Origin of the sequence: Thioclava marina (assembly GCF_002020135.1) — a bacterium.
Taxonomy (GTDB): domain Bacteria; phylum Pseudomonadota; class Alphaproteobacteria; order Rhodobacterales; family Rhodobacteraceae; genus Thioclava; species Thioclava marina.
This window is the reverse complement of record NZ_MPZS01000003.1, coordinates 507,908-528,825: the sequence shown is the minus strand read 5'-3', so window position 1 is coordinate 528,825 and position 20,918 is coordinate 507,908. Positions and strand designations below refer to the sequence as shown.

Annotated in this window: 20 protein-coding genes; 3 read left to right on the top strand and 17 right to left on the bottom strand. The window is 63.4% G+C overall.

The window, feature by feature from the left end:
- Positions 1-21 precede the first annotated feature (21 nt).
- The 3 genes from BMG00_RS16695 to BMG00_RS16685 all read right to left on the bottom strand — a co-directional run bounded on the left by BMG00_RS16695 (position 22) and on the right by BMG00_RS16685 (position 3,658).
- Entirely contained in the window at positions 22-768 is a 747-nt protein-coding gene (locus BMG00_RS16695; protein ID WP_078575166.1) for a hypothetical protein, read from the bottom strand.
- A gap of 342 nt (positions 769-1,110) precedes the next feature.
- On the bottom strand, positions 1,111-3,192 hold the full coding sequence (locus BMG00_RS16690) for an AAA family ATPase (protein WP_078575164.1): 2,082 nt from the start codon (positions 3,190-3,192) through the stop codon (positions 1,111-1,113).
- Between the two features lie 142 nt (positions 3,193-3,334).
- Positions 3,335-3,658, bottom strand: a complete 324-nt coding sequence (locus BMG00_RS16685) for a helix-turn-helix transcriptional regulator (protein WP_078575162.1) — start codon at positions 3,656-3,658, stop codon at positions 3,335-3,337.
- A gap of 346 nt (positions 3,659-4,004) precedes the next feature.
- Between BMG00_RS16685 and BMG00_RS16680 the strand changes: the two genes are divergently transcribed.
- Positions 4,005-4,742 carry a type II restriction endonuclease gene (locus BMG00_RS16680; protein ID WP_078575161.1) on the top strand — a complete coding sequence of 246 codons (738 nt, stop codon included), beginning with the start codon at positions 4,005-4,007 and terminating at the stop codon, positions 4,740-4,742.
- Here BMG00_RS16680 and BMG00_RS16675 read toward each other — a convergent pair.
- Together BMG00_RS16675 and BMG00_RS16670 are read right to left on the bottom strand one after the other, a co-directional pair.
- Positions 4,704-5,636, bottom strand: coding sequence for a DNA adenine methylase (locus BMG00_RS16675; RefSeq protein WP_245795072.1), 933 nt, complete (start codon positions 5,634-5,636; stop codon positions 4,704-4,706). The genes BMG00_RS16680 and BMG00_RS16675 overlap by 39 nt on opposite strands.
- Positions 5,637-5,727: 91 nt before the next feature.
- Complete coding sequence (locus BMG00_RS16670) at positions 5,728-7,041, bottom strand: tyrosine-type recombinase/integrase (RefSeq protein ID WP_078575159.1); 1,314 nt, start codon at positions 7,039-7,041, stop codon at positions 5,728-5,730.
- Positions 7,042-7,880: 839 nt separating this feature from the next.
- Here BMG00_RS16670 and BMG00_RS17760 point away from each other — a divergent pair.
- Positions 7,881-8,189 (top strand): DUF4145 domain-containing protein, encoded by a 309-nt coding sequence (locus tag BMG00_RS17760; RefSeq protein WP_281251078.1) that lies wholly within the window; start codon positions 7,881-7,883, stop codon positions 8,187-8,189.
- Between the two features lie 390 nt (positions 8,190-8,579).
- Here the strand turns inward: BMG00_RS17760 and BMG00_RS16660 are convergent, their stop codons facing one another.
- Genes BMG00_RS16660 through pcaD form a run of 10 tightly spaced genes read right to left on the bottom strand, consistent with a single transcriptional unit; the run spans position 8,580 to position 17,338 of the window.
- Positions 8,580-9,938, bottom strand: coding sequence for a TRAP transporter large permease (locus BMG00_RS16660; protein ID WP_078530347.1), 1,359 nt, complete (start codon positions 9,936-9,938; stop codon positions 8,580-8,582).
- Complete coding sequence (locus tag BMG00_RS16655) at positions 9,938-10,420, bottom strand: TRAP transporter small permease (RefSeq protein WP_078575158.1); 483 nt, start codon at positions 10,418-10,420, stop codon at positions 9,938-9,940. Before BMG00_RS16655 ends, BMG00_RS16660 begins: the two co-directional genes overlap by 1 nt.
- A gap of 18 nt (positions 10,421-10,438) precedes the next feature.
- Positions 10,439-11,488 (bottom strand): TRAP transporter substrate-binding protein, encoded by a 1,050-nt coding sequence (locus BMG00_RS16650; RefSeq protein WP_078575157.1) that lies wholly within the window; start codon positions 11,486-11,488, stop codon positions 10,439-10,441.
- Between the two features lie 48 nt (positions 11,489-11,536).
- Positions 11,537-12,706 carry a 4-hydroxybenzoate 3-monooxygenase gene (gene pobA, locus BMG00_RS16645; protein ID WP_078575155.1) on the bottom strand — a complete coding sequence of 390 codons (1,170 nt, stop codon included), beginning with the start codon at positions 12,704-12,706 and terminating at the stop codon, positions 11,537-11,539.
- Positions 12,703-14,025 carry a lyase family protein gene (locus BMG00_RS16640; protein WP_078575154.1) on the bottom strand — a complete coding sequence of 441 codons (1,323 nt, stop codon included), beginning with the start codon at positions 14,023-14,025 and terminating at the stop codon, positions 12,703-12,705. Before BMG00_RS16640 ends, pobA begins: the two co-directional genes overlap by 4 nt.
- Positions 14,022-14,864 carry a 3-oxoadipate:acetyl-CoA acetyltransferase gene (locus tag BMG00_RS16635; protein WP_078575153.1) on the bottom strand — a complete coding sequence of 281 codons (843 nt, stop codon included), beginning with the start codon at positions 14,862-14,864 and terminating at the stop codon, positions 14,022-14,024. Before BMG00_RS16635 ends, BMG00_RS16640 begins: the two co-directional genes overlap by 4 nt.
- A gap of 3 nt (positions 14,865-14,867) precedes the next feature.
- Positions 14,868-15,467, bottom strand: a complete 600-nt coding sequence (gene pcaG / locus BMG00_RS16630) for a protocatechuate 3,4-dioxygenase subunit alpha (protein ID WP_078575152.1) — start codon at positions 15,465-15,467, stop codon at positions 14,868-14,870.
- The gene (gene pcaH, locus BMG00_RS16625; RefSeq protein WP_078530340.1) at positions 15,467-16,189 is read right to left on the bottom strand and encodes a protocatechuate 3,4-dioxygenase subunit beta; all 723 of its coding nucleotides are present in this window, start codon (positions 16,187-16,189) and stop codon (positions 15,467-15,469) included. Before pcaH ends, pcaG begins: the two co-directional genes overlap by 1 nt.
- Positions 16,186-16,560, bottom strand: a complete 375-nt coding sequence (gene pcaC / locus BMG00_RS16620; RefSeq protein WP_210401966.1) for a 4-carboxymuconolactone decarboxylase — start codon at positions 16,558-16,560, stop codon at positions 16,186-16,188. Before pcaC ends, pcaH begins: the two co-directional genes overlap by 4 nt.
- Positions 16,553-17,338, bottom strand: a complete 786-nt coding sequence (gene pcaD, locus BMG00_RS16615) for a 3-oxoadipate enol-lactonase (RefSeq protein ID WP_078575151.1) — start codon at positions 17,336-17,338, stop codon at positions 16,553-16,555. Before pcaD ends, pcaC begins: the two co-directional genes overlap by 8 nt.
- A 76-nt stretch (positions 17,339-17,414) precedes the next feature.
- Between pcaD and BMG00_RS16610 the strand changes: the two genes are divergently transcribed.
- Positions 17,415-18,332, top strand: coding sequence for a LysR substrate-binding domain-containing protein (locus tag BMG00_RS16610; protein WP_078575150.1), 918 nt, complete (start codon positions 17,415-17,417; stop codon positions 18,330-18,332).
- 92 nt (positions 18,333-18,424) lie between these two features.
- Here the strand turns inward: BMG00_RS16610 and BMG00_RS16605 are convergent, their stop codons facing one another.
- Together BMG00_RS16605 and BMG00_RS16600 are read right to left on the bottom strand one after the other, a co-directional pair.
- Positions 18,425-19,096 carry a response regulator transcription factor gene (locus tag BMG00_RS16605; RefSeq protein ID WP_078575149.1) on the bottom strand — a complete coding sequence of 224 codons (672 nt, stop codon included), beginning with the start codon at positions 19,094-19,096 and terminating at the stop codon, positions 18,425-18,427.
- Positions 19,097-19,301: 205 nt separating this feature from the next.
- Entirely contained in the window at positions 19,302-20,780 is a 1,479-nt protein-coding gene (locus BMG00_RS16600) for a sensor histidine kinase (RefSeq protein WP_158521758.1), read from the bottom strand.
- Positions 20,781-20,918 lie beyond the last annotated feature (138 nt).

Below are 20,918 nucleotides of genomic sequence, written 5' to 3'. Positions count from 1 at the left end.
ACCTGTTATCAACTGGGCAGATCAGGCGTGCTGCCGGTAGACCTTGGCAGAGGCGTTGCGCTTCTCGCGCACCTCGCGGGGCGTGACCTTCCCGACGATGCGCGTCACACCCGCCTTGTCCTGCTTGAGGACCGGGACCGTCCCGACTGCCTTCTCCATCTCACGCAGCACCAGCCCGCCCTTGTTCTCAAGCTGCGTGAGGGCAGCGGTCAGCGCGTTGAGGCGCTTGGTCGTCTCGGGCTTGCGCTGCTCGTTGTAGGCGCGGAGGAAGGTGGCGTGCAGTTCCTTGCTCAAGCCGCTGAGCATGGGCGGCGCGCCCAGCACGGCGGACAGCACTTCCTCGTCCTTCTCGGCCAGCGCCTTTTCAAGCAGCGCAACGCGGTCAGGGGACTTCTGCATCAGGGCGCGCACCTCGCCGCTCACCATCTTGCCCGCCTGCTCCTTCACGCTGGCGCTCAGGTCACTTTCCAGCGATTTGATGCTGCGGGTGAACTGCGCAATGGTGCTGTCGAACTTCTGCGTGACAGCGGCCAGCTTGGCGTTGGCGTGGTCGTCGGTGCGGAGCAGCGCAGCTTCGGGGGTCAGCGTCGGGTCGCTGAACGCGGCTTCGCGCACGGCGTAGATGCTGCCGAGGTAGGAATAGGCGCTCTCGAACGCCTCGACCGCCGGGGCGATGAAGGGTGCGGTGTCATCATCCACGCCGACCTGCGAACGGAAGGTGTCGGGGTGAAGGTCGGCGGTGATCGACGTGTTGATCTCGGTGGACATTTGATCCTCGTTTGTCTCAGTAGGGGCTTGTCGTAGGCTTACGCTACGGCGCCCTCTTCGGTCTCTACAAGCGAATTTGCATTTCATATCAATGTGTTATGTCTGATCCACATGGGTCGGAACAACTAACTCATGGTCAATGGGTCCACGCCATCGCCTGCTGAGGCGGGCAAGTTGCGGGCACAGGAGCGAGGCGTGCCGTTACGTTCCGACCCGGCGGAGTGGGGCACCACGCGCGCGCGTAGAGGGTGGCACCAAGCGGCACTGCACAGTGTCCCCCCTATATACCCCCGCACACTGTGTGCCGGGGCGCGGCACAGTGTGCACGCGCTGGCACAAAGCTTACCGTGTGCCACTGTGTGCACCGTGTGCGTTCCGTTCAAAGGGCTTGCTCGGGTCGCGCTGCACCATCCACCGCTCGCCGGTGGTCCGGTTCGGTCGCTTGTAGGGTTCCTTGGCAAGGATGCCGTCGCGCACCATGTCGCGCAGCACCTCATTCGTCTGCTTCGCCCTCCGCAGTTTGCGCGGCCACCGAGGGTCACCGCTAAGGCTGGCGTGCGCGCCGGTTGGTGCGTTCGCCGCCAAAGACGCGCTGATGAACTCCTCCCGTTCATAGTATTCGCGGATCAGCGTGGCGATCACCTCGCGCACGTCTTGTTGCTGCTCACCCGCCAGGTCGCCTCCAATGTGCACCCCTGCCTGCCACAGCCCGTTGTTGTCGCGCGCCAACTCGCGGTCTGGCACAGGCTTGCCATCGGTGTTCTTCATCACCCGGAGCAAGAAGCTCTCGCTGATGATCGACCCGTCATCGTCGTCCTTCTCGACCTTCTGTTGCAGATACATCCGGCGGCGGCACGAGTTGTGCCATTGCGCGCTGCCTGCATAGCCATCGTCGTTGGACCCGTAGCCGCGCGCACTGGCCCGGTCGATGTGGACCATCAGCAGCACTCCGATCTTCCGGGTCGGGTGCACCTGTCGCAGGAGCTTGATGAACGCGCGCACCTCGCGGCGGGCAATCTCGTTCCCGTCAAAGGTGTCGGACGCACCATCGACAATCACAAGCTGCGGGTCGAAGCGCTCGACCATCGCTTGCAGGTTGCGGAAGGTGCCTGTGTCCCCGAGGTTCTTCATCATAAGCACCCTGCCCGCCGTGCCCACGTCCCTCAGTTCCTCACCGTAGAGCGGTTCAAGCTCACTGGCATCGAGCACGAGGAGGTTGCCCTGCAACCCCTCGGGGTCGTAGTCGAAGGTCTCCGTGACCCGCCGCAGGCGGCGTTTCAGCCGTTTGCGACCGTCTTCGGCTGAGTAGTAGAGGACGCGTGCCTGCCGCGTATCGCAGCCAAGCACGGTCTCACCAAGCGCCACGGCGCACGCCATCTGCAAGGCGAGGAACGATTTGCCGACGCCACCGTGCCCGCCAAGCAGCGTCACGTCCTCGTCAGCCACCAGTCCGTCCACAATGTCGGGCACCTCGTCGTCCTCGTCGTCGGTCCAGTCCACGCTCAGCCGCGTCAGAAGGTCAGTGGCACTCTCAACGGGTGACGGGGCTGCGGCCGGTGCGCCAAGCTGGGCGGCACCGCTTGCCGGGTTCACCCACCCCTGCCGCTGCGCCTCAGCGAACACGGCCTGATAGCCTGTGCCAGTCGGGTTGAAGGTCTCCCACTTGCGGGCGGCCTGCTTCGGGTCGAACTTCTCCGAGGTGGCGGACCACTCAAGCCACAGTCCGCGCCCGGTCGCGCCAAGCTCGCGCAGTGCGATGCCGACCCGCACCCAGAGGTGATACTCGTCGGCGGGCATGTGCATGAGCGCGGAGCGCAGTTCCGTCACCGTTTTGGCATCGACAGGCACCGTCTCCACGTTCCCGGCGCTCTGTGCACGCGCGGCACCATGCCGAGGCGCAAGCGCCTGCTCAACATAGCTGGCCAGACAGACCGTGCCGCTATCCCTGATGGGGTGCTCGGTGACGGTGAAGTAGCGCCCCGCCGCGTATGCCTCGATCCCGCTGCCGTTGGACCCCAACGTAGTGAAGGACCGACCGTAGCCGATGGCGTGCGCGCCCTGACCGCTCGGGCTGACCTCGACGTATCCGGGGGCATCGTTCGCCAAACCCGCGAGGCGGTTCTGATCCACGCTGTCGAGGTCGATACCCTGCCAATGTCCGCCTGTGCCATCAGGACCGAGGGCGAAACCGAGCATCCAGCCTTCGCCCCTCGCGTCCCGTGCCGAGCGCGCTTCGCTATAGCTCACGAGTTGCTGCCAGTCGGCGGGCGTGTCCAGCGTGCCATGCCGCTTCGTCCCGTTGGCATAATGCGGCACCTTGTCGGGCGCGGCGATCAGCCAGCGGCGGACCGCCTGCATCGCGGTGAAGGTGGGGAAGGTTGCGTTCGTTTGCGGACCGATCGCCGGTTCTGTTACCGTGTCCATGCCGACCAGTCCTTCCTCGTATCAGGCTGTTGGCAGGGGTAGACGATCGACAGCCGGGTGTGCTCAGCGCCCGGCTGTTTTCGTGAAGTGGGCTTACGGCAGGCTTGCCGACGAACCGTCACTTCAAAGTTCGACAGCAATTTCATTCCGATGCACCGCCCGACTGGTTGACGTTGCGTTTCCCGTTCGTCCAAGGACCGGGGATTGCACCGGGCGCGACCTTCACCGGGGCAACGCGCATCGCGGCGGTCGCTTCGCTGGTGTTGCGGTAGGAGCGTTCAGCCAGCCAAGCCATGACTGCCGAGCGCAGGTAGCGGACGGGCGACTGCGGCACGTCACCGAGTTTCAGGAAGGGCGGTCCTTTCCCGAGGTAGCGCCACATTTCGAGGGTGGTGGGTTTGATGCCAAGGAGGCGCGCCGCGTCCTCATTGGTCAGCAGGTCGTTCAGATCAATCGTTTGGGTCATTCAGGTGACTCCGGCGACAAGTGTTGGCTTGCGCTGTGGTCACCAGCACCAGATCAGGCCGAATGCCGATCTGGCAGTGTCCGATGCCCTGGGGGACTGGCTACCCTTGCTTCATCGGATCTCGGAGACAGTATTCTTAGTGTGCCCCGTCTCCGGCACGACCCTCATTTAGCTGAGGGCATACGTACCTATACGTTGCCGCGACTAGGTCGAGCAAGCTCTTTCTGCACATGGATAAATCCCCTCCCATTGCGCCCATCACAGTGCTTCCGCGCTCGGTTCATTTTGACCCGACCAGCTTCCTTCGATAAGTCTTGAGAAAATAGATAGAATCTCGGAGGCTGAGGTGTCAGAACTACAGGAAACTTTGACGAACGAGCTGGACAAACTGGCTGACAGCTATGGCGTTTGCGGCATCGTGGATCAGTCCGGATGTGTATATCCGCTCGGCGCAGACACCAAGGTCCTGAGCACCATCTTCGAGTTGGTCAGCCGCCCCGCAGTCTATGCGACGGCGAAAGCGCTTGGGTATGAATGCCTCGAACCGACCGTGCAGAACCACTACCCGGACTTCACTTTCCACAGAGGCATTGGCGCGATGGGCAAGATCGCCGTCGACGTGAAGACGACCTACCGCATTCACGACGACGACAAGTTCAGCTATACCCTCGGCGGCTACACCAGTTTCATCCGGCCTGGAAACGAGAAGAAGAACATTGTCTTCCCGTTCGATCACTACGCGGAACACTGGGTGATCGGGTTCGTTTACAATCGGATCGCGGAGAAGAAAGCGCAAGCTGAGCACAAGTTCTCGGTCGACCAGTTAACCGACATTCCGCTGCCCTTCGGCAATGTCGAGGTGTTTGTGCAGGAGAAATGGCGCATTTCGTCCGACCGTGCGGGCAGCGGTAACACCACTAACATCGGCTCCATCAACGGCACGATTGAAGATTTTCGCGCGGGCAATGGGCCGTTCGAATCCGAGGACGAGTTCCTTGCCTACTGGCGCGCCTACGGTCGCACGAAAGCTGACCGCAGCGACTTTTCAAACATCGGTGAGTTCCGCAGCTTCAAACAGGGGTAGCGAAGACTCCTTCTGCGTCTCCTCAACAGGCTCAGCCGCCGCACACGTTGATAGGATCACCACTTCGGTCATCTCGTTCCGCAAGGCCTCTTGCGGACCGACATGATAGAAGTGCGACATGGTTCGCTGCGGGTGGCTTGAGAACCAGCGGTCGACATATTCGTTGCGGCGGTACTTATTCTCGAGCCAGTTCGACAGAGCGAAGGACGCATCGGTCGCGATCAGCGCCCGTGCAAGGTCGTCGGATTCCTCGTCGGTGAAGCCGTTGTAGTAGTCCGTGTGCCGGCCAACGTAAGGCGGATCGCAGTAGATCATGTCGCCGGGTTTCGCCGACGCAATCGTTGCTCGCCAGTCCTGCACAACAAAATCCCAGTCCTTGCCTTCCATCGCTCCCCGCGCCCACTCGACTTGGTTCACGATCTTGGTCACGAGCGCAGGCCGGAAGCGTTCGGGCTTTCGGCAGAAAGGCACGTTGAACCCACCCTTCTTGTTGAACCGCATCATGCCGTTGAAACAGGAGCGGCTCAGGAACACGAAGTCGAACGGATCGCCGTGCTCGTTGAAGCGTTCGCGCACTGCGTAGTAATGCGACTCGCCTTTGTCGAGTAGTTCGGAGCCTTCGCGTTCGAGGTACTGCCGCATCGAGCGCCCGTTGATCGCGCCATCTTGAATGCCGCGATAGAGGTCGATCATGTGCTCGTTGGTGTCTGCAAGAACGGCTCGTTGCGGGCCGATGTTCAGCGCCACGACGCCGGACCCAAGGAACGGCTCTATCCACCGTCCCTCACCATCCCACACGATAGAGCGGGCAATCAATGGTACGACTTTGGTTTTGATGCCTTGTGTCTTGATCGGCGGGGCTTTTGGACGAATCGCGCGCGGCAGGAACGACAAACTACTCTCCTATGTAGATCAGCACCTATACGACACTATCAGTAGTGGTTCAATTGAAGCTTGGAACAAATTGCAGCGCCGGGTTCACCCCTCACGAAGCCCGCAGCGACACCACGTTCTCGCCTGCCGCGACCCGACCTTTCTGCACGACCCACTCACCCACGGTCTCAATGACCGGGTGAAGGAACGTCAGGTCGGACAAGTCGGTGTAATAGCGCGCGGTCACGTCGCTCGCGTCCGGCTGGTGGCCGACCAGCATCTTGATGCGAAACCGCTCAATATCAAACTCCCTCTGCGCGACATTGACCAGCGTGCGCCGCAGCCCGTGTGCCCCGACCTTTCGCCCGGCCGCCTTGTCCACCCTGTCGAATGTCGCGCGAGGATCGCGGATGTGGCCGCTCTTACCCCTGCTCGGGAACACATGGTCATTCCCCTCGACCCGCTCGCAAGCGTCGAGCACCGCAATCGCAGCAGACGACAGGGGCAACCGCACCGGCTTGCCGAACTTCTGGTCCCGGAGGAACCAGTAAGACGCGGACGGGTCGTCGCGGTCGATGTGAACCTCGTCCCAACGGAGACTCTGCGCTTCCCCACGGCGTCGGCCAACCAGCATCAGGAACATGACGTAGTTGACCCCGGCGCGTGCATCCCGGTTGCGTGCCGTGGCGCGCGCCTCATGCAGCATGTTCCAGACCGCCCCGACCCGGTCGAAGGGGATATACCACTCGCTGCGGTCCCCTGCCGGTGCCCAGTGACGCTTCATCGCGCGAACCGGGTTAACGGGGATCAACGGCGTGCCATCGGCAAGCTCGTGCTCGTCGGCGGCGTAGTTGAGCAGGATGCGCAGCACGGTCATTGCGCTATTGGCGCTGGCCGGTGCCCCGCCCTTACGCTTCTTCCCCGGCAGGCCCTCGGCCATGATCTTGCCGTGCCGCTCCCGCACCATGTCGCGGGTGATCTCCACCACAGGGCGATGCTGCCAGTCAGCGAACACCTTGGTGACGTAGAACCCATACCACTGGCGGGTGCTCGCCTTGAGCTTGCCGGGTCGGCTGACGTAGCTGTCATAGACCTCCTTCAGCGTCACCCCCTCTGCCTGCTCCTGCTTCTTCACCGCGCGCGGGTCGATACCCTTGGCCATGTCGAGCAGGTATTCGCGGGCGGTGACGCGCGCATTGTCCACGGTGAACACGCCATAGGGACCAATGGTGATGCGGGCAGCGGGCTTGTCGGGGTTCGGGCGCCCCTGGACGACGAAGGTGAGCTTGCCTGTGGGGGTGCAGCGGACGCCGAACCCCTTGGTGTCGGTGTCCCAATGGAACTCGTCCTTGGGACCGGGCTTGATGCGGTCGACGTAGCCCTTGGTGAGCTTCACGGGCGGGTGTTTCGAGGTCGGCTTGGGCATGGTCTTGGCTCCTCATAAGCAAGTCGTAAGCACGAGCGATATAGCTACGAGCTATTTGCTTAGGGCTTATCGTTCGAGCCAAGCAACTGAAATCGTTAATAAATATAGCTACATATAGGAACATAGAGCTGGGTATAGCTCGCCCGCCCGATACTGTTAATCAATTGGTCGTAGGTTCGATCCCTACCGCCGGAGCCAAAATCTCAAATAAAAGCAGCTACTTACCGAGACCGCCACTGGCGGTCTTTGTAGTTCCAGACCTACCTAGCAACCAATTAGCAAGCAAACGTCGACGTTCGGTTTCGTTGCCACATCCAACGTGCTAGATTTCAGTAACCCTCGTTTCGATTCAGTGGCTTGCGCATGAAATACGTTTCCCCCTCGGTCAACGAGACCGCCTTCAACTGCCCGCACTGTAGCGCCCTGTGTACACAATTCTGGTACGCGGCCTTCGGCGAGCCCAGGAGCCGAGACTACCCCTTGCCCACGGTGGTAGGCGAAAAAGGGGCTAAGCAGTTCAACTTCGACGACATCGAGGACCGCGAATTCAAGCAGGAGATGACCGACTGGGCGAACAAGATGGGTAAGGGCTTCCCCTACCTAGAAAAAAGGAAGAAGAGCCAATACGTCGACTTCGACCTAAACAACGTCAGTATTTCGCGATGCTACAATTGCGACCAGATCAGCGTCTGGATCTATGACCGTCTAGTCTACCCTACGCGGGGGGAAGCACCGCCTGCCAACCCCGACATGCCAGAGGAAATTCGCCGGGACTACGATGAGGCCAGCACTATCCTTGACCTGTCGGCTAGAGGGGCGGCGGCTCTCACCGTCTCGGCATCCAGAAATTGTGCAAGCACCTCGGTCAGCCGGGCAAGAACATCAACGACGACATCAAAGCCCTTGTTGCAGGCGGCCTCGACCCTCGCATTCAGAAGGCCCTCGATGTGGTGCGGGTGGTTGGGAACAACGCTGTCCACCCCGGTCAGATCGACCTCAAGGACGATAGGGCGACCGCTGAAAGCCTCTTCCGGCTACTCAATCTGATCGTGGAAAAGATGATCTCCGAACCCAAGCACGTTGATGAGGTCTACGCGGCGCTCCCGGAAGATGCACGCAAAGCGATTGAGAAGCGCGACGGCAAGTAAAAGCGCCCCGGAAGCCATGTTCCCGAGGCGCTTACAGGTCACGGGGAAAGGAGTTACCCCGCCCTGACTGCGGTTGTTGCGTTTAACGAGGGACTGAACCGCTATGCCTCGGGCGGTTGGCGAGACCGCTCCGTCGCTGCCACTCCGCGCGACGGTTATGGTGTTCGTCTCTGCACCTTCGGAGGCGCTTTGCACTCGCCACACAGGCGTTGGCGGGTGGTGTCCTCACTCCAGAACGGCTTGGTGCAGCAAATGCACACACGCCAACCGACCTTCCTCACTGCGCGCGGCGGATTGGGGCGTCTTTCTCGTCTTCCGGTTTGCGCAACCGACACCCACAGCCCCTCCGATCCATGAAAACTCCGAGGGGCTGAGTGTTTGTCGAGGGACTCAGGCGCCCCCCAACAAGCGGGGCAACCAAAGTGTCAAAGCAGGGAATGCGAGCAATAGCGCCACGCGGACGAGCTCTGACAAGAAGAACGGGAATACGCCGCGGAAGGTCGTGCCCATCGGCACGTTCTTCGCGAGCGCGGAGATGACGAAGACGTTCATCCCGACCGGGGGCGTGATCAGCCCCAATTCCACCACCACGAGGGCAAGGATGCCGAACCAGACCTTCAGCTCGTCGGTCGAAAGACCGAAGCCCGAGCCATCGGCCATCTGGTAGAGCCCGCCGTTGATCTCGACGAGAACCGGCCAGAAGAAGGGCAGCACCAGCAGGATCATCGACATCGAGTCCATCAGACAGCCCAGCACGATAAGTGCGATCAACAAGATCGCCATCACGGCCATCGGCGGCAGACCGGAATTCACCGCCATATCCGCCGCAGCCTGCGGAACTCCCGCGCGCGACATGAAGATCTTGAGCAGTTCGGCGCCCAGCAGGATCAGGTAGATCATGCCCGTCGTGCCTGCCGTCTCGAGGATCGAGGAGCGCAGCGCCTCGCGGCTCATCAACCCGCGCGCAAGGCCATAGACGAAAACGGCAAAGACGCCGATCGCCGCGGCGGGCGTGGGGTTGTAGAGACCGGCATAGATCCCGCCGATCACCACCCCGAAGATGGCAAGCACCGGCAGGACGCCACGGGTCGCCGACCAGAATTCAGCCCGGTCGCTCACGCCTTGCGCGGGGCCTGCACCGGGTACGAGGCGGACATAGATCGCGATGGTCACGAGGAACAGCACGACCGCGATCAGGCCGGGGATCAGCGCGGCCATGAACATCGTCACGATATTGGCCTCGACGATCACCGCGTAGATCACAAGGATCACCGAGGGCGGGATCAGGATGCCCAGCACACCGCCTGCCGCGACCGAACCTGTCGCAAGCGCGGGCGAATAATTGTAGCGCTCCAGCTCCGGCAGGGCGACCTTGCCCATCGTCGAGGCGGTCGCGAGCGAGGAGCCGCAGACCGCGCCAAAGCCCGCACAAGCCGCGATCGCCGCCATTGCCGTGCCGCCGCGCATCCAGCCGAACCAGGCGTTTGCGGCGCGGAACATGTCGCGCGACAGGCCCGTCTTGGTCGCCAGCGCGCCCATCAGGACGAACATCGGCACGACCGAGAGGTCATAGATCGAGAACTGGCCGTAGCCGAGCGTCTTGAGCTGGCTGAGCAAGATGGCGGGGCCGTTGATGATCGCGGTGCCGCCGGCGCCCACGACGATCATCGCATAGGCAATCGGCACCCGTGCGACGATCAGGGCAACAAGGATGAGCAGGCCGAGAAGGCCCAGGGTGATCGGGTCCATCAGGCGCGCCCCGTCCAGTTGTCGCGCAGGCTCAGCCCCGCCGCGATGAAGAGAAGCGCAAGCGAGGCCAGCGCAGGAAGATAGGCCCACCAGACCGGGATCTGCAGGATCGTGGTGGCGAGCGAATAGGATTTCTGATCGAGCATTCCCAGATACATCCGCCATAGCAGCAGCGCCGCAAACGCAAGCGCCAGAACCGAAGCGATCGCAGAGAACCGGCGCTGCACCGCCGCGCTCAGCTTCGAGGTGAAGATGTCGGCGGTGACGTTCTGGTCTGCAAGCTGGCAGTAGGGCAGAAACATGAAGGCCGCGATGGCGACCCCCATTTCGGTCAGCTCAAAGTCCCCCGCGAAGGGAAGTCCGATGAAGCCGCCCAGCACGGTCCAGACATTCACGGCGACGATCGCGCCCAGCATTCCACCCCCGGCAAGGGCCCAGAAGTAGATCGTCTTGCGCAGGAAGGTTTCGATGGGAGAATGCATGATCGTCGCCGCTCCGTCTTATTGACCCGCGAGGGTCTTGGCTTCTTCGGCGGTCAGCTCACGCGCCTTCTGCACGAGGGCGGCACCGTCGATCCCCTGCCCCTTCACCTCGTCCTCCCAACGGGTGACCACAGGCTGCATCGCGTCCTTGAACGCCTGGGTTTCATCGGCGCTCAGAGTGATCAGCTCGTTGCCATCGGCTTCGGCGGCCTTGATGCCGTTGTCGTCGCTGGTGCGCCAGATCTGGCCGACTTGCTTGAGCCACTCTTCGTCGGAGGCTTTGCGGAACGCGTCCTTCACATCGTCGGGAAGGCTGTCCCATTTCGCCTTGTTCATCGACACCTGGAAGATCGAGGTGCCCAGACGCCAGTGATCCTGACCCTCGATCTGATACTTGGTCTGCTGCTGAAGCTTGAGCGCGGGGATGATTTCCCACGGGATCAGCGCACCGTCGACAACCTTCTTGGAAAGCGCCTGCGGCAGTTCGGGCACCGGCATCGCGACGGGCTGCGCGTTGAGCGCCTCGATCACCCAGGCACCGGTGCGCGAGGGCGTGCGCAGTTTCATGCCCTTGACGTCGGCGGGCGAATGCACGGGCGTATCGACCGTGTGGATGCCGTTGCCCGCATGCGCGTGCAGGAACATCACCTCGAGGCCCTTATCCTCGTATTCCTGCTTCAGGTCGCCGTCGAACATCGCGCGCATCGCGAGGTTGGTCGCGGCGGGGTCGTTGTCGAACACGGTCGGCAGCTCGAAGACCTCGGTGCGCGGGAACAAGCCCGGCGTGTAGCCATTGAGCGTCCAGACCAGATCGACGACGCCATCGCGCACCTGCTGCACCAGCTCGGGCGGGCGACCACCCAGCGTCATCGCCGGATAGATCTCGATTTTGACCTTGCCGTTGGAAAGCTCCTCCACATGCTTTGCCCACGGCTCGAGCATCTGCGTCTGCACCGGAGCCTTCGCGCCGAGGAAGTGATGCAGTTTCAATGTGATCTGTTCCGCCATCGCGCCGCTCGCCCAAAGGACGGCGGCAGCGGTCAGCCCGGCCAGTTTGAGATGTTTCATTCTTGTTTTCCTCCCTATATGCCCCTCGCGCGGGGGCGATTTCGCTTGTCAGTGAGGCAAGCCCACGTAGTTTTCAGCAAAACTCCTGCGCGCGGTCTCCGATTGCTGGAGATATTCGAACTCGGCGCGCTGCATCCGGCGCTCGAAGGCCCCGGTCTGCGGGAAATCATGCAGCATCGAGGTCATCCACCACGAGAAGCGCTCGCATTTCCAGACCCGCGAGAGTGCGGTCCCGGAATATCCGTCGATCCCTGCGGAATTGCCGTGATTGTAGAACTGATCGAAGGCGCGGTGCAGGTAATAGACATCGGACGCCGCCAGATTGAGCCCCTTGGCGCCCGTCGGCGGCACGATATGCGCGCTGTCGCCCGCAAGAAACAGCCGCCCGTGCCGCATCGGCTCGGACACGAAGCTGCGCAGCGGCGCGATCGACATCTCGAGCGGCTCTCCCGTCACCAGCCCCTCGGCCACATCTGCGGGGATGCGGGTGCGCAGCTCGTCCCAGAACCGCTCGGCGGGCCAGTCTTCGAGCTTTTCCTCGAGCGAGACCTGCACGTAATAGCGGCTCAGCGTGGGCGAGCGCATCGAACACAGCGCAAAGCCCCGGTCATGGGCGGCATAGATAAGCTCGGGTGCTGCGGGCGGCGTCTTCGACAGAAGACCCAGCCAGCCGAACGGATAGGCGCGTTCGAATTCGCGCCGATGGGGCGCGGGGATTGCTTGGCGCGAGGGGCCGTGGAAGCCGTCGCAGCCCGAGACGAAATCCGCGCGCAGCGTTTTTTGCTCACCTTCATGGGTGAAATGGATCGTGACGCCATCGCCCTCGATCCCCTCGATCGCGGTGACCTCGGCGTCGTGCAGCACGACCCCGCCCCGCGCGTCGCGCGCGTCATAGAGGTCATGGGTCACCTCGGTCTGGCCATAGACCATCACGCCGCGCCCGGTCAGATCCTTGATCGGAACATGCAGCCGCTCGTCATGCCACGAGATCTCCACCCCGTCATGGATCTCGCCTTCGCGATCCATCCGCGCGCCCACCTCGGCCGCGCGCAGCAGATCCACCGTGCCCTGTTCGAGCACACCCGCCCGGATCCGTGCGAGCACATAGTCGCGCGAGCGGCGTTCGAGCACGACGCTGTCGATCCCGTGCAGGTCGAGCAGTTGGGACAGAAGCAGCCCCGCCGGGCCGCCGCCGATGATGGCAACTTGGGTTTTCATGCGTCTCCTCCGCAAAAGTCCTTGCAGCGCCGCGCGAAGGCGCGGGCCTGCGCGGGTGCCTGCGCCGCCGCGGCCAGCGGATCGGTCAGGCGTCCGGCGTCGAGTTCGGGATAGCTGGCGCAAAGCGCGGCCAGCGGATCGGGCGTGGCCATCGCGGCCTGCACGGCCGCCTTCGCCTCGCTGCGCGGGATCGCCTGCGCCAGCGTGAAAATCGCGCGCTCGGCGTAAGGGCCGAACCCTTCGGCTTCGAGATTGGCGCGCATCCGGACGGCATCGGCTTGCAAGCCGCCCAGCATCTCGCCGCTCAGCCGCAGAGCTGCGCCGCAGGCCACGAGGATCGGGCGCAGGCTCATCCATTCGAGCCCCCAGGCCGCCCCGTCGCGGAACTGGCCATGGACCACCGCGCCCAACAGCCCCGCCTGCAGCTGCGCGCTGTGACGCGCCAGCGCCACCAGCGCCTCGGCGGCAACCGGGTTCGATTTATGCGGCATGGTCGAGGAACCGCCGCCCGCGATCGCCACTTCCTTGATGCCCGACTGCGCGAGCCAGATCACATCCGCACCGATCCTGCCCAGCGACGCCGCGAGGAGCGCCCCCTGCCCGCCGATTTCGGCCCAGCTGTCACGGCGCGTATGAGCGGGTTGTTCCTCGGCCCGAAGCCCGAGCGCAGGCCCCATCCACTCACGCACCGGCGCCGCCTTCTCGCCCAGGGCCGCATCGGTGCCCACCGCGCCATGCAACGCCACGCGACAGCATGCGGCGCGGGCCGTAGCGAGGCGGGACTGCGCATCGATCAACGGCTGGCCCCAGTTCGCCACCAGTGCCCCGAAACTGACCGGCAGCCCGATCTGGCTGCGGGTGCGCCCGGCCATCACGGTCTCGGCCTCGCGCTCGGCCAGGTTGCCGGTGACAGCAATCAGGTCGCGCAGCCGCACCGAAATCCGGTCGAGTGCCTCGCCCACCACCAGCGCCGTCGCGCTGTCGACGATATCTTGCGAAGTCGCCCCCCAATGCAGCGCATCGCGCGCTTCCTCGGACAGCTGCGCCTTCATCTCGGACAGCAAGGCGGGCACGGGCACGCCGTCACGCGCGGCCCCCTCGGCCAGTACGGCCGGATCGGGGCGATAGTCGGCGAAACGTTCGGCAATCTCACGCGCCGCCGCTTCGGGCACGATCTTTTCGGCCGCGCAGGCTTCTGCCAGCGCAACCTCGACCCGCACCATCGCGGCAAGAAGGGCTGCGTCTCCGAGCATCGCGCTCAGCTCCGGGTCGCCATAGAGGCCGGACCAGAGCGGGCTGTCGAGGGGCGAAAGGCTCATGCGACCTCCCGCAGCGGCAATGCAAGGCACTCTCGCGCCTGCTGCCAAGTCGCGACGGGACGGCCCGCCCTGTCGCACAGATCGACCACGCGCTTCACCAGCGCCGCGTTCGAGGGGGCGAGCGTGTCGCGATCAAGCCGGATATTGTCCTCGAGTCCGGTGCGGCAATGCCCGCCCGTCTCGACGCACCATTCGTTGATCGTGATCTGCCCCGGTCCGATCCCGGCGGCACACCACGTCGCCTCGGGCAAGAGCCGCGCACGGGTCTCGCGCATGAAATCGAAGGCCGCGCGATCCACCGGCATCGCGTTCTTCACGCCCATCACGAATTGCACATGGACATTGGCGGGCAGCCGCCCGTCACGCACCATCCTGGCCGCCTGGAAGATATGGCTGAGATCGAAGCACTCGATCTCGGGACGCACGTTGTAGGTCTTCATCTCCGCTGCCAGCCAGTCGACGAGATCCGGCGGGTTCTCATAGACGCGTGTCGGGAAATTGTTCGAACCGACCGACAGCGAGGCCATGTCGGGACGCAAGGGCAGCATCCCGCCGCGCGTCTTGCCCGCGCCCGAGCGCCCGCCGGTCGAGAGCTGCACGATCATGCCGGGGCAATGGTTGCGCAGCCCTTCCATCAGCCGCTCGAAACGGTCGGGGTCGGAACTGGGCGCGCCATCCTCGCCGCGCACATGGCAATGGGCGATCGTCGCGCCCGCCTCGAAAGCGGCATGGGTCGACTCGATCTGCTCGGCGATCGTGATCGGCACGGCCGGGTTGTCGGCTTTCTTCGGCACGGAACCGGTGATCGCAACGCAGATGATGCAGGGGTCTGGGGTCATGGCTCAGATGTCGAAGAAGACGGTTTCACCCGGGCCTTGCAGGCGAATTTCAAAGCGGTATTCGCCCGGGCCGGTGGCTTCGGCGACCATGGTCGCGATCCGGTCGCGATGCTCGATGCGACCCAGAAGCGGGTCGCCCGACAGATCGTCCTCGGGGAAATACATCCGCGTATGCAGCCCGTGATTGATGCCACGCGCGAAGATCCAGAAGGAGATATGCGGCGGGACCGCGCGATCCGCGCCGAGGCTCACCGCGCCCGGCTTGATCGTCTCGAAGGAGAACTCGCCCGTGCCGAAATCGGCGGCGATGCGGCCAAAGCCTCCTACCTCGGGATCGGCACCCGCATGACCGGAATAGATCCCCGAGGCATCTGCCTGCCAGGTCTCGATCAGGCAATCGCGCAGCGGCAGATCGCCACCATCGACGACGCGGCCGGTCACGGTGATCCGCTCGCCCTTCGCACCCGGCCCGGCGATCTCGCGGCCCAGCGTCGCAACGGGGGCATCCTCGATCCCGCAGGCTTCCGGCGCGAGGCCGATATGGACGTAAGGCCCCGCCGTCTGCGAGGGCGTGAGGATCAGTTTCTCGGGACGTTGCGCCATCACATGCCCTCCGGACGGTTCTCGAACAGGGTTTGGCGATGACCACGCAGCACGATGTCGAACCGGTAGGCGATCGCGTCCATCGGTTTCGTCTCGCTCATGTCGAGGCCCGCGATCAGGCGGTCGAGCGCGGCCTTGTCGGGAATGGTCTGCGCGATCGGACAGCGCGCGATCAGCGGGTCGCCCTCGAAATACATCTGGCTGATCAGGCGCTGGCCGAAGCTGTGCCCGAAGATCGAGAAATGGATATGGGCGGGGCGCCATTCGTTCGGCCCGTTCGGCCAGGGATAGGCGCCGGGCTTCACGGTGCGGAATGCATAAGAGCCATCCTCGCCGGTGATGGTGCGCCCGCAACCGCCGAAATCGGGATCGAGGGCCGCCAGATAGCCGTCCTTCTTGTGCCGGTAACGCCCGCCCGCATTGGCCTGCCAGATCTCGATCAGTGCGCCGGGGATCGGGCGGCCGTTCTCGTCCAGAAGCCGCCCATGCACGATGATCCGCTCGCCAATGGCGCTTGCGCCGGGGCGGGCATAGTTCAGCAGCAGGTCGTTATCGAGCGCACCGAGCTTCACATGACCGAAGGTCGGACCGGTTTCCTCGCTGGGCGAGCTGTCGAAGGAAATCAGCGCGCGCTGCGGGCTGCGCAGCACCGAGGTCTTGTAGGTGGGCGTGAAGGCGGGCGGGTGAATGCCCGCTTCTCGCGGGATCAGGCGGCCGGTCATTGTCCCATCTCCTTCAGCGTTTCCTTGATGATCTTGATCGCGTGATTGGCGCGCGGCACGCCCGCATAGACGGCGACATGCAGCATCGCCTCGCGCAGATCCGCGGGCGTCGCACCCGTGTTGGCGGTGGCGCGGGTATGCATCGCGATCTCCTCATGATTGCCCTGCGCGGCCAAGAGCGCGATCGTCACGATCGAGCGCTCGCGCGGGGTCAGATCGGGGCGCGACCAGACCGAACCCCAGGCGCCCTCGGTGATGAACTCCTGAAACGGCGCGTCGAACTCGGTCTTGCAGGCGTCGGCCTTGTTCACATGGGCATCGCCGAGCACACGGCGGCGCGTCTCCATCCCGGCTTCATAACGGTCAGACAAGATCGTGCTCCTTCAGAAATTCGGTGATGAGGCGGGCCACGTTGCCTGGCCGTTCGATTGCCGGAATATGGCCCGCTTCTTCGATCAGTTCGGCGCGCGCGCCGGGGATGAGCGCCGCCATCCCGAGCACCTGCTCGGGCGGCGTCGCGCCGTCATGGCCACCCGCGATGACCAGCGTGGGCGCCGCGATCTTCGGCAGCGCCGCGCGCAGATCGGCCCTCGCAAGCGCCTCGCAGGAGCCTGCATATCCATCGGGGTCGCAGCGCGAGACCTCGGTGGCCCAGAGCGCACAATCGGCGCTTGCGCGAAACCCGGGACCGAACCAGCGAGCGAGAATCCCCTCGGTCATCGCGGGCAGGCCCTGCTGATGCACCGCCGCGATCCGTTCGGCCCAGCTTTCTTCCGTCCCGATCTTTCCGGCGGTGTTGGTCAACACCAGCGCCGTAACCCGCTCGGGGGCGATGCGCGCGATCTCCTGCGCGATCATCCCGCCGATCGAACAACCGACGAAAACCGCCCGCGTGATCCCGAGATGATCGGCGACCGCCAAGGCATCGCTTGCGAGATCCGAGATCGTCGGTGCCTCTGGCGAGCGCGCGCTGAGCCCATGGCCGCGCTTGTCCATCCGCACCAAGCGATGCGCCCCAAGCGGCGCGACGAGCCCTTCCCACATCCGAAGATCGGTGCCGAGCGAATTCAGAAAAATGATGGGGAGTCCATTCGTAGTTCCGTCCTCACGGAAATGAACATGTCCCCAGTCGAATGTCAGCGCGTGCATTCTCTTCCTCCCCGCATAATATTTTCTCAAGTTTTCGCTTGAGCCAAATACAAAATGCACGCTAATCCATAACCCCATGACCATACATAAGGGTCTCAAGCTTCGTCACATCCGCGCCTTCCTCGACACGGTCGAGGCCGGGGGCGTCTCTGCTGCCGCGCGCAAGCAGGGAATTTCGCAACCGGCGCTGTCGAAGACGCTCTCCGAGATGGAGGAGATGCTGGGCGGGGCATTGCTGGAACGGCGTGGGCGGCGCTTGCACATGACCCCTGCCGGCGAGACCTTCCGTCGTCACGCGATCCAGGCGCTGCACGAGCTGGAGGCCGGGGCGGCCGCGCTGAGCGGCGATGGTGCGGGGGATGTGGTCAATGTCGGCGCCCTTCCCACCGTCGCGGGGTCGTTCTTTCCGGGGGTCGCATTGGCCTTCACCCGATCGCGCCCAGGCATCCGGCTTTCGATCAGCACCGGGCCGAACCTCTACCTGCTCGATAGGATCCGCTCGGGCGCGCTCGACCTGATGATCGGCCGGATGCCCGCCGCCGCCGACATGCCCGGTCTGCGTTTCGATTTCCTCTACGAAGAAGAGGTGATCCTCGCCGCAAGGCGCGGCCATCCTTTCGCGCAAGCGAGCGCCGCCGAGGCGCTGCGCCATTGCGACCTCATCCTGCCCACCCGCGGTGCGATCATCCGGCGGATCGTCGACGATTATCTGGGTGCACAGGGCATCACCGAGCCGCGCTGCACGATCGAGACCGTCTCACTCGCCACCGGCCTCGGCCTGCTCGAGAACTCCGACATGCTCTGGTTCATCTCGCGCGGGGTGATCGCCCGAGAACTCGATTCAGGGCAGCTGATCAGCCTGCCACTTACTGCTCAGTTCATGTCCGGCGCCGTGGGACTGACGATGAAACGCGAGATGACTGAGCGGCCCGAGATCGTGCATCTGACGGAGATGCTCCACGAGGCGGCACGTATTCGCGAGACCACGACATGAGCGGGCCGCACTCAGGGCGGCAATCACTCAGTCCGACCAGACGCCCGGCAAAGCACCCTTGCGTCATTGCAATGGTGGCAACGGAGCCGCGCCTATGACAGGCGCGTCTGTCCCGAGAGCGCGCGCTCATGCGCATGACGATGCGCGATCACCGCTTCGAGCCGGTTCTTCACCCCGTATTTCTGCATGATATTCGTCATGTAGAACTTGACCGTCTTCTCGCTGATCGCGAGGCGTTTTGCGATCTCGCGATTGGTCTTGCCACGTTCCAGCTCGCGAAGAACCTGCATCTCGCGATGCGTGAGAGCGCCCCCCTTGTCGTCCCTCTCCTGCCCCGAGAGCGCCGCTTGCAGAAGCGCCGCGGCAAAGTTGGGAGACACGAACGTGCCGCCATGAAGGATCGCGTCGATCGCCGCTTCCAGTTCCGCAACACCGACCCCCTTGAGGATGTAGCCCTTGGCCCCTGCGCTCATCGCCTCGATTGCGGTTTCGGGATCGTCGCAGGCGGTCAGCAGGATGCATTGCATCGACGGATCGCTTTCCATGATCGCACGCAGTGCATTCAGCCCGCCGCCGGGCATCGTGAGATCGAGGATCATGATATCGGGACTTTGGCGGCGCGTGAGTTCGACCGCGTCGGCTGCGCTCCCTCCCTGCGCAAGTACTTCGATTTCGAGCGTTTCATTCAAGACAGCGCAAAGACCCTGCCGAAAAATCGGATGGTCATCGACGATGCAAGCGGTCGTTCCCACAAAATGAGCCATTTCAAATTACCCCTTTGCGATGATCTCGCCGCAGCGTCACCCCAACGCGATCCGGCTCGTTCACCGGACTATTCGTAGCGAGATCATCTTTCCCCAGTCTCTCAAGAATGAAGCGACCGAGAATAATCTCAATTAAAAAAGACATTTGAAGGATATCTATTGGGGATTACCCGCATACGCCCTTCGATCTGTCCGGGCGAAAGATCTAGTCCGCTTCGGCCTCGATCGGAACGCGGCAGATCACCTGCGCGCCGCGCGGTGCGAGCTTGCGAAACTCCAGCGTTCCACCCAGAGATTGCGCACGGAAGGTCATCCCCGGAAGGCCAAGCCCGCCATCCCCGCCCTCGGACGGCTGCATGGCTTCGGCGGCCGCATCCGAGCCGCTATTGGAGACCCGGACGACGAACGAGCCATCACTCTGATATGTCTCGATTTTCGCGCTCGATCCGGGGGCGTGTTTCGCCGCATTGGTGAACGCTTCCTGCACGATCCGGCCAAGGGTCAATCGCGTGGTCTCGGGAAAGTCGGGCGGGTCCGGTGCAAGCTCCAGCGCGACCTCGGCACCGGTCCGGCGCTTGTGATCGCTCGCGATCGTTTCGAGCAGGACATTAAGGTCTTTCGCAGCGCCGAGATGCGGCGAGACGAGGCCACGCGAAATCGCACGAATTTCAGTCATCGTGTCGCGGGCGACCTTTCCGATTTCGTCAACGATCTTGCCCGCCTTCGAGGCATCGGCACCATTCGGCGAACGAATCACACGCTCGAGCCGGTCGATCTCCAAGACGAGATAAGACAGAAGCTGGCACGCACCGTCATGCAGCTCCAACCCGATGCGCCGCTTGGACAGTTCGTCAATGCCCGCGGCCTTTTGCGAAGCCTCCGCGATCGAGCGATGCAGCTCCGAATTGCGCATGAGCAGTTGCTCGCGCTCGCTGAACTGACGTCGCAGTTCGGCATTCTGGCGCTCGATGGTGAGGCTCCCCCGGCGCACGATCAGGAAGAGCATGGTGAAAACGGTCAGCGCGAGCGGCGCCACGAACATCCAGGTCCTGGTGGCCGAATTCACGAGCGCCGCGCGGATGACATCGGCATTCTGGTAGAACTCGCCCACCGCGAGGATCGAGCCGGTCTCGAGGTCGCGCAGCGGGGCGTAGATTTCATACAGCTTCACGCCGAGCGCACGCTCGGCATCATGCGCGGAATCGCCGAGATCGGGAAATCGGCCGAGCACATTGCCCTCCAGCGCCTCGAATATCTCGTTGTCGGGATGGGCTTCGACGACATGCTCCTTGGGCGAGAAGATCAGCTTGCCATCACGGCTCCAGATCTTGATCGCGAGGAAATGGCCCTGGTCGCGAAACGCGTTTGTCAGATTGTGCAGCGCCACCAGATCAACCGGGTGCAGCGGCTCGCCGCGCCCGAGCGTCTGAACATGCGGCTGCAACAGGTTCTGCATGTAGAAGGCCGCGGTATCGGCACTCGCATCCAGAAGTCGCGTCGTCGCGCGGGTATTGATCCAATAGGCGAGTGAGGCCAGCGCAAGGCTGAGGACGAGGCCAAGACCGACAAGGAATTGCGACGACAGGGAGATGCCGAGAAACCATCTCAGCGGGTTCCGTAACCAGCGGGCGAAACTGCCGGCAAATCCGACCTTCGCCGCATCGACACCAGACCTTAGTCGCATCGCCCCATCCGTCCTTTGGCGAAGACCGTTCCCGACCATAGGGGAAAAACTCGTTGGACCTAAGACAATTTTCGTCCCGGTCATTCCGTGGCGTCATGGAATACGGGAAAGCGCCGTGCTTGTGGGGGTGACGGCGAG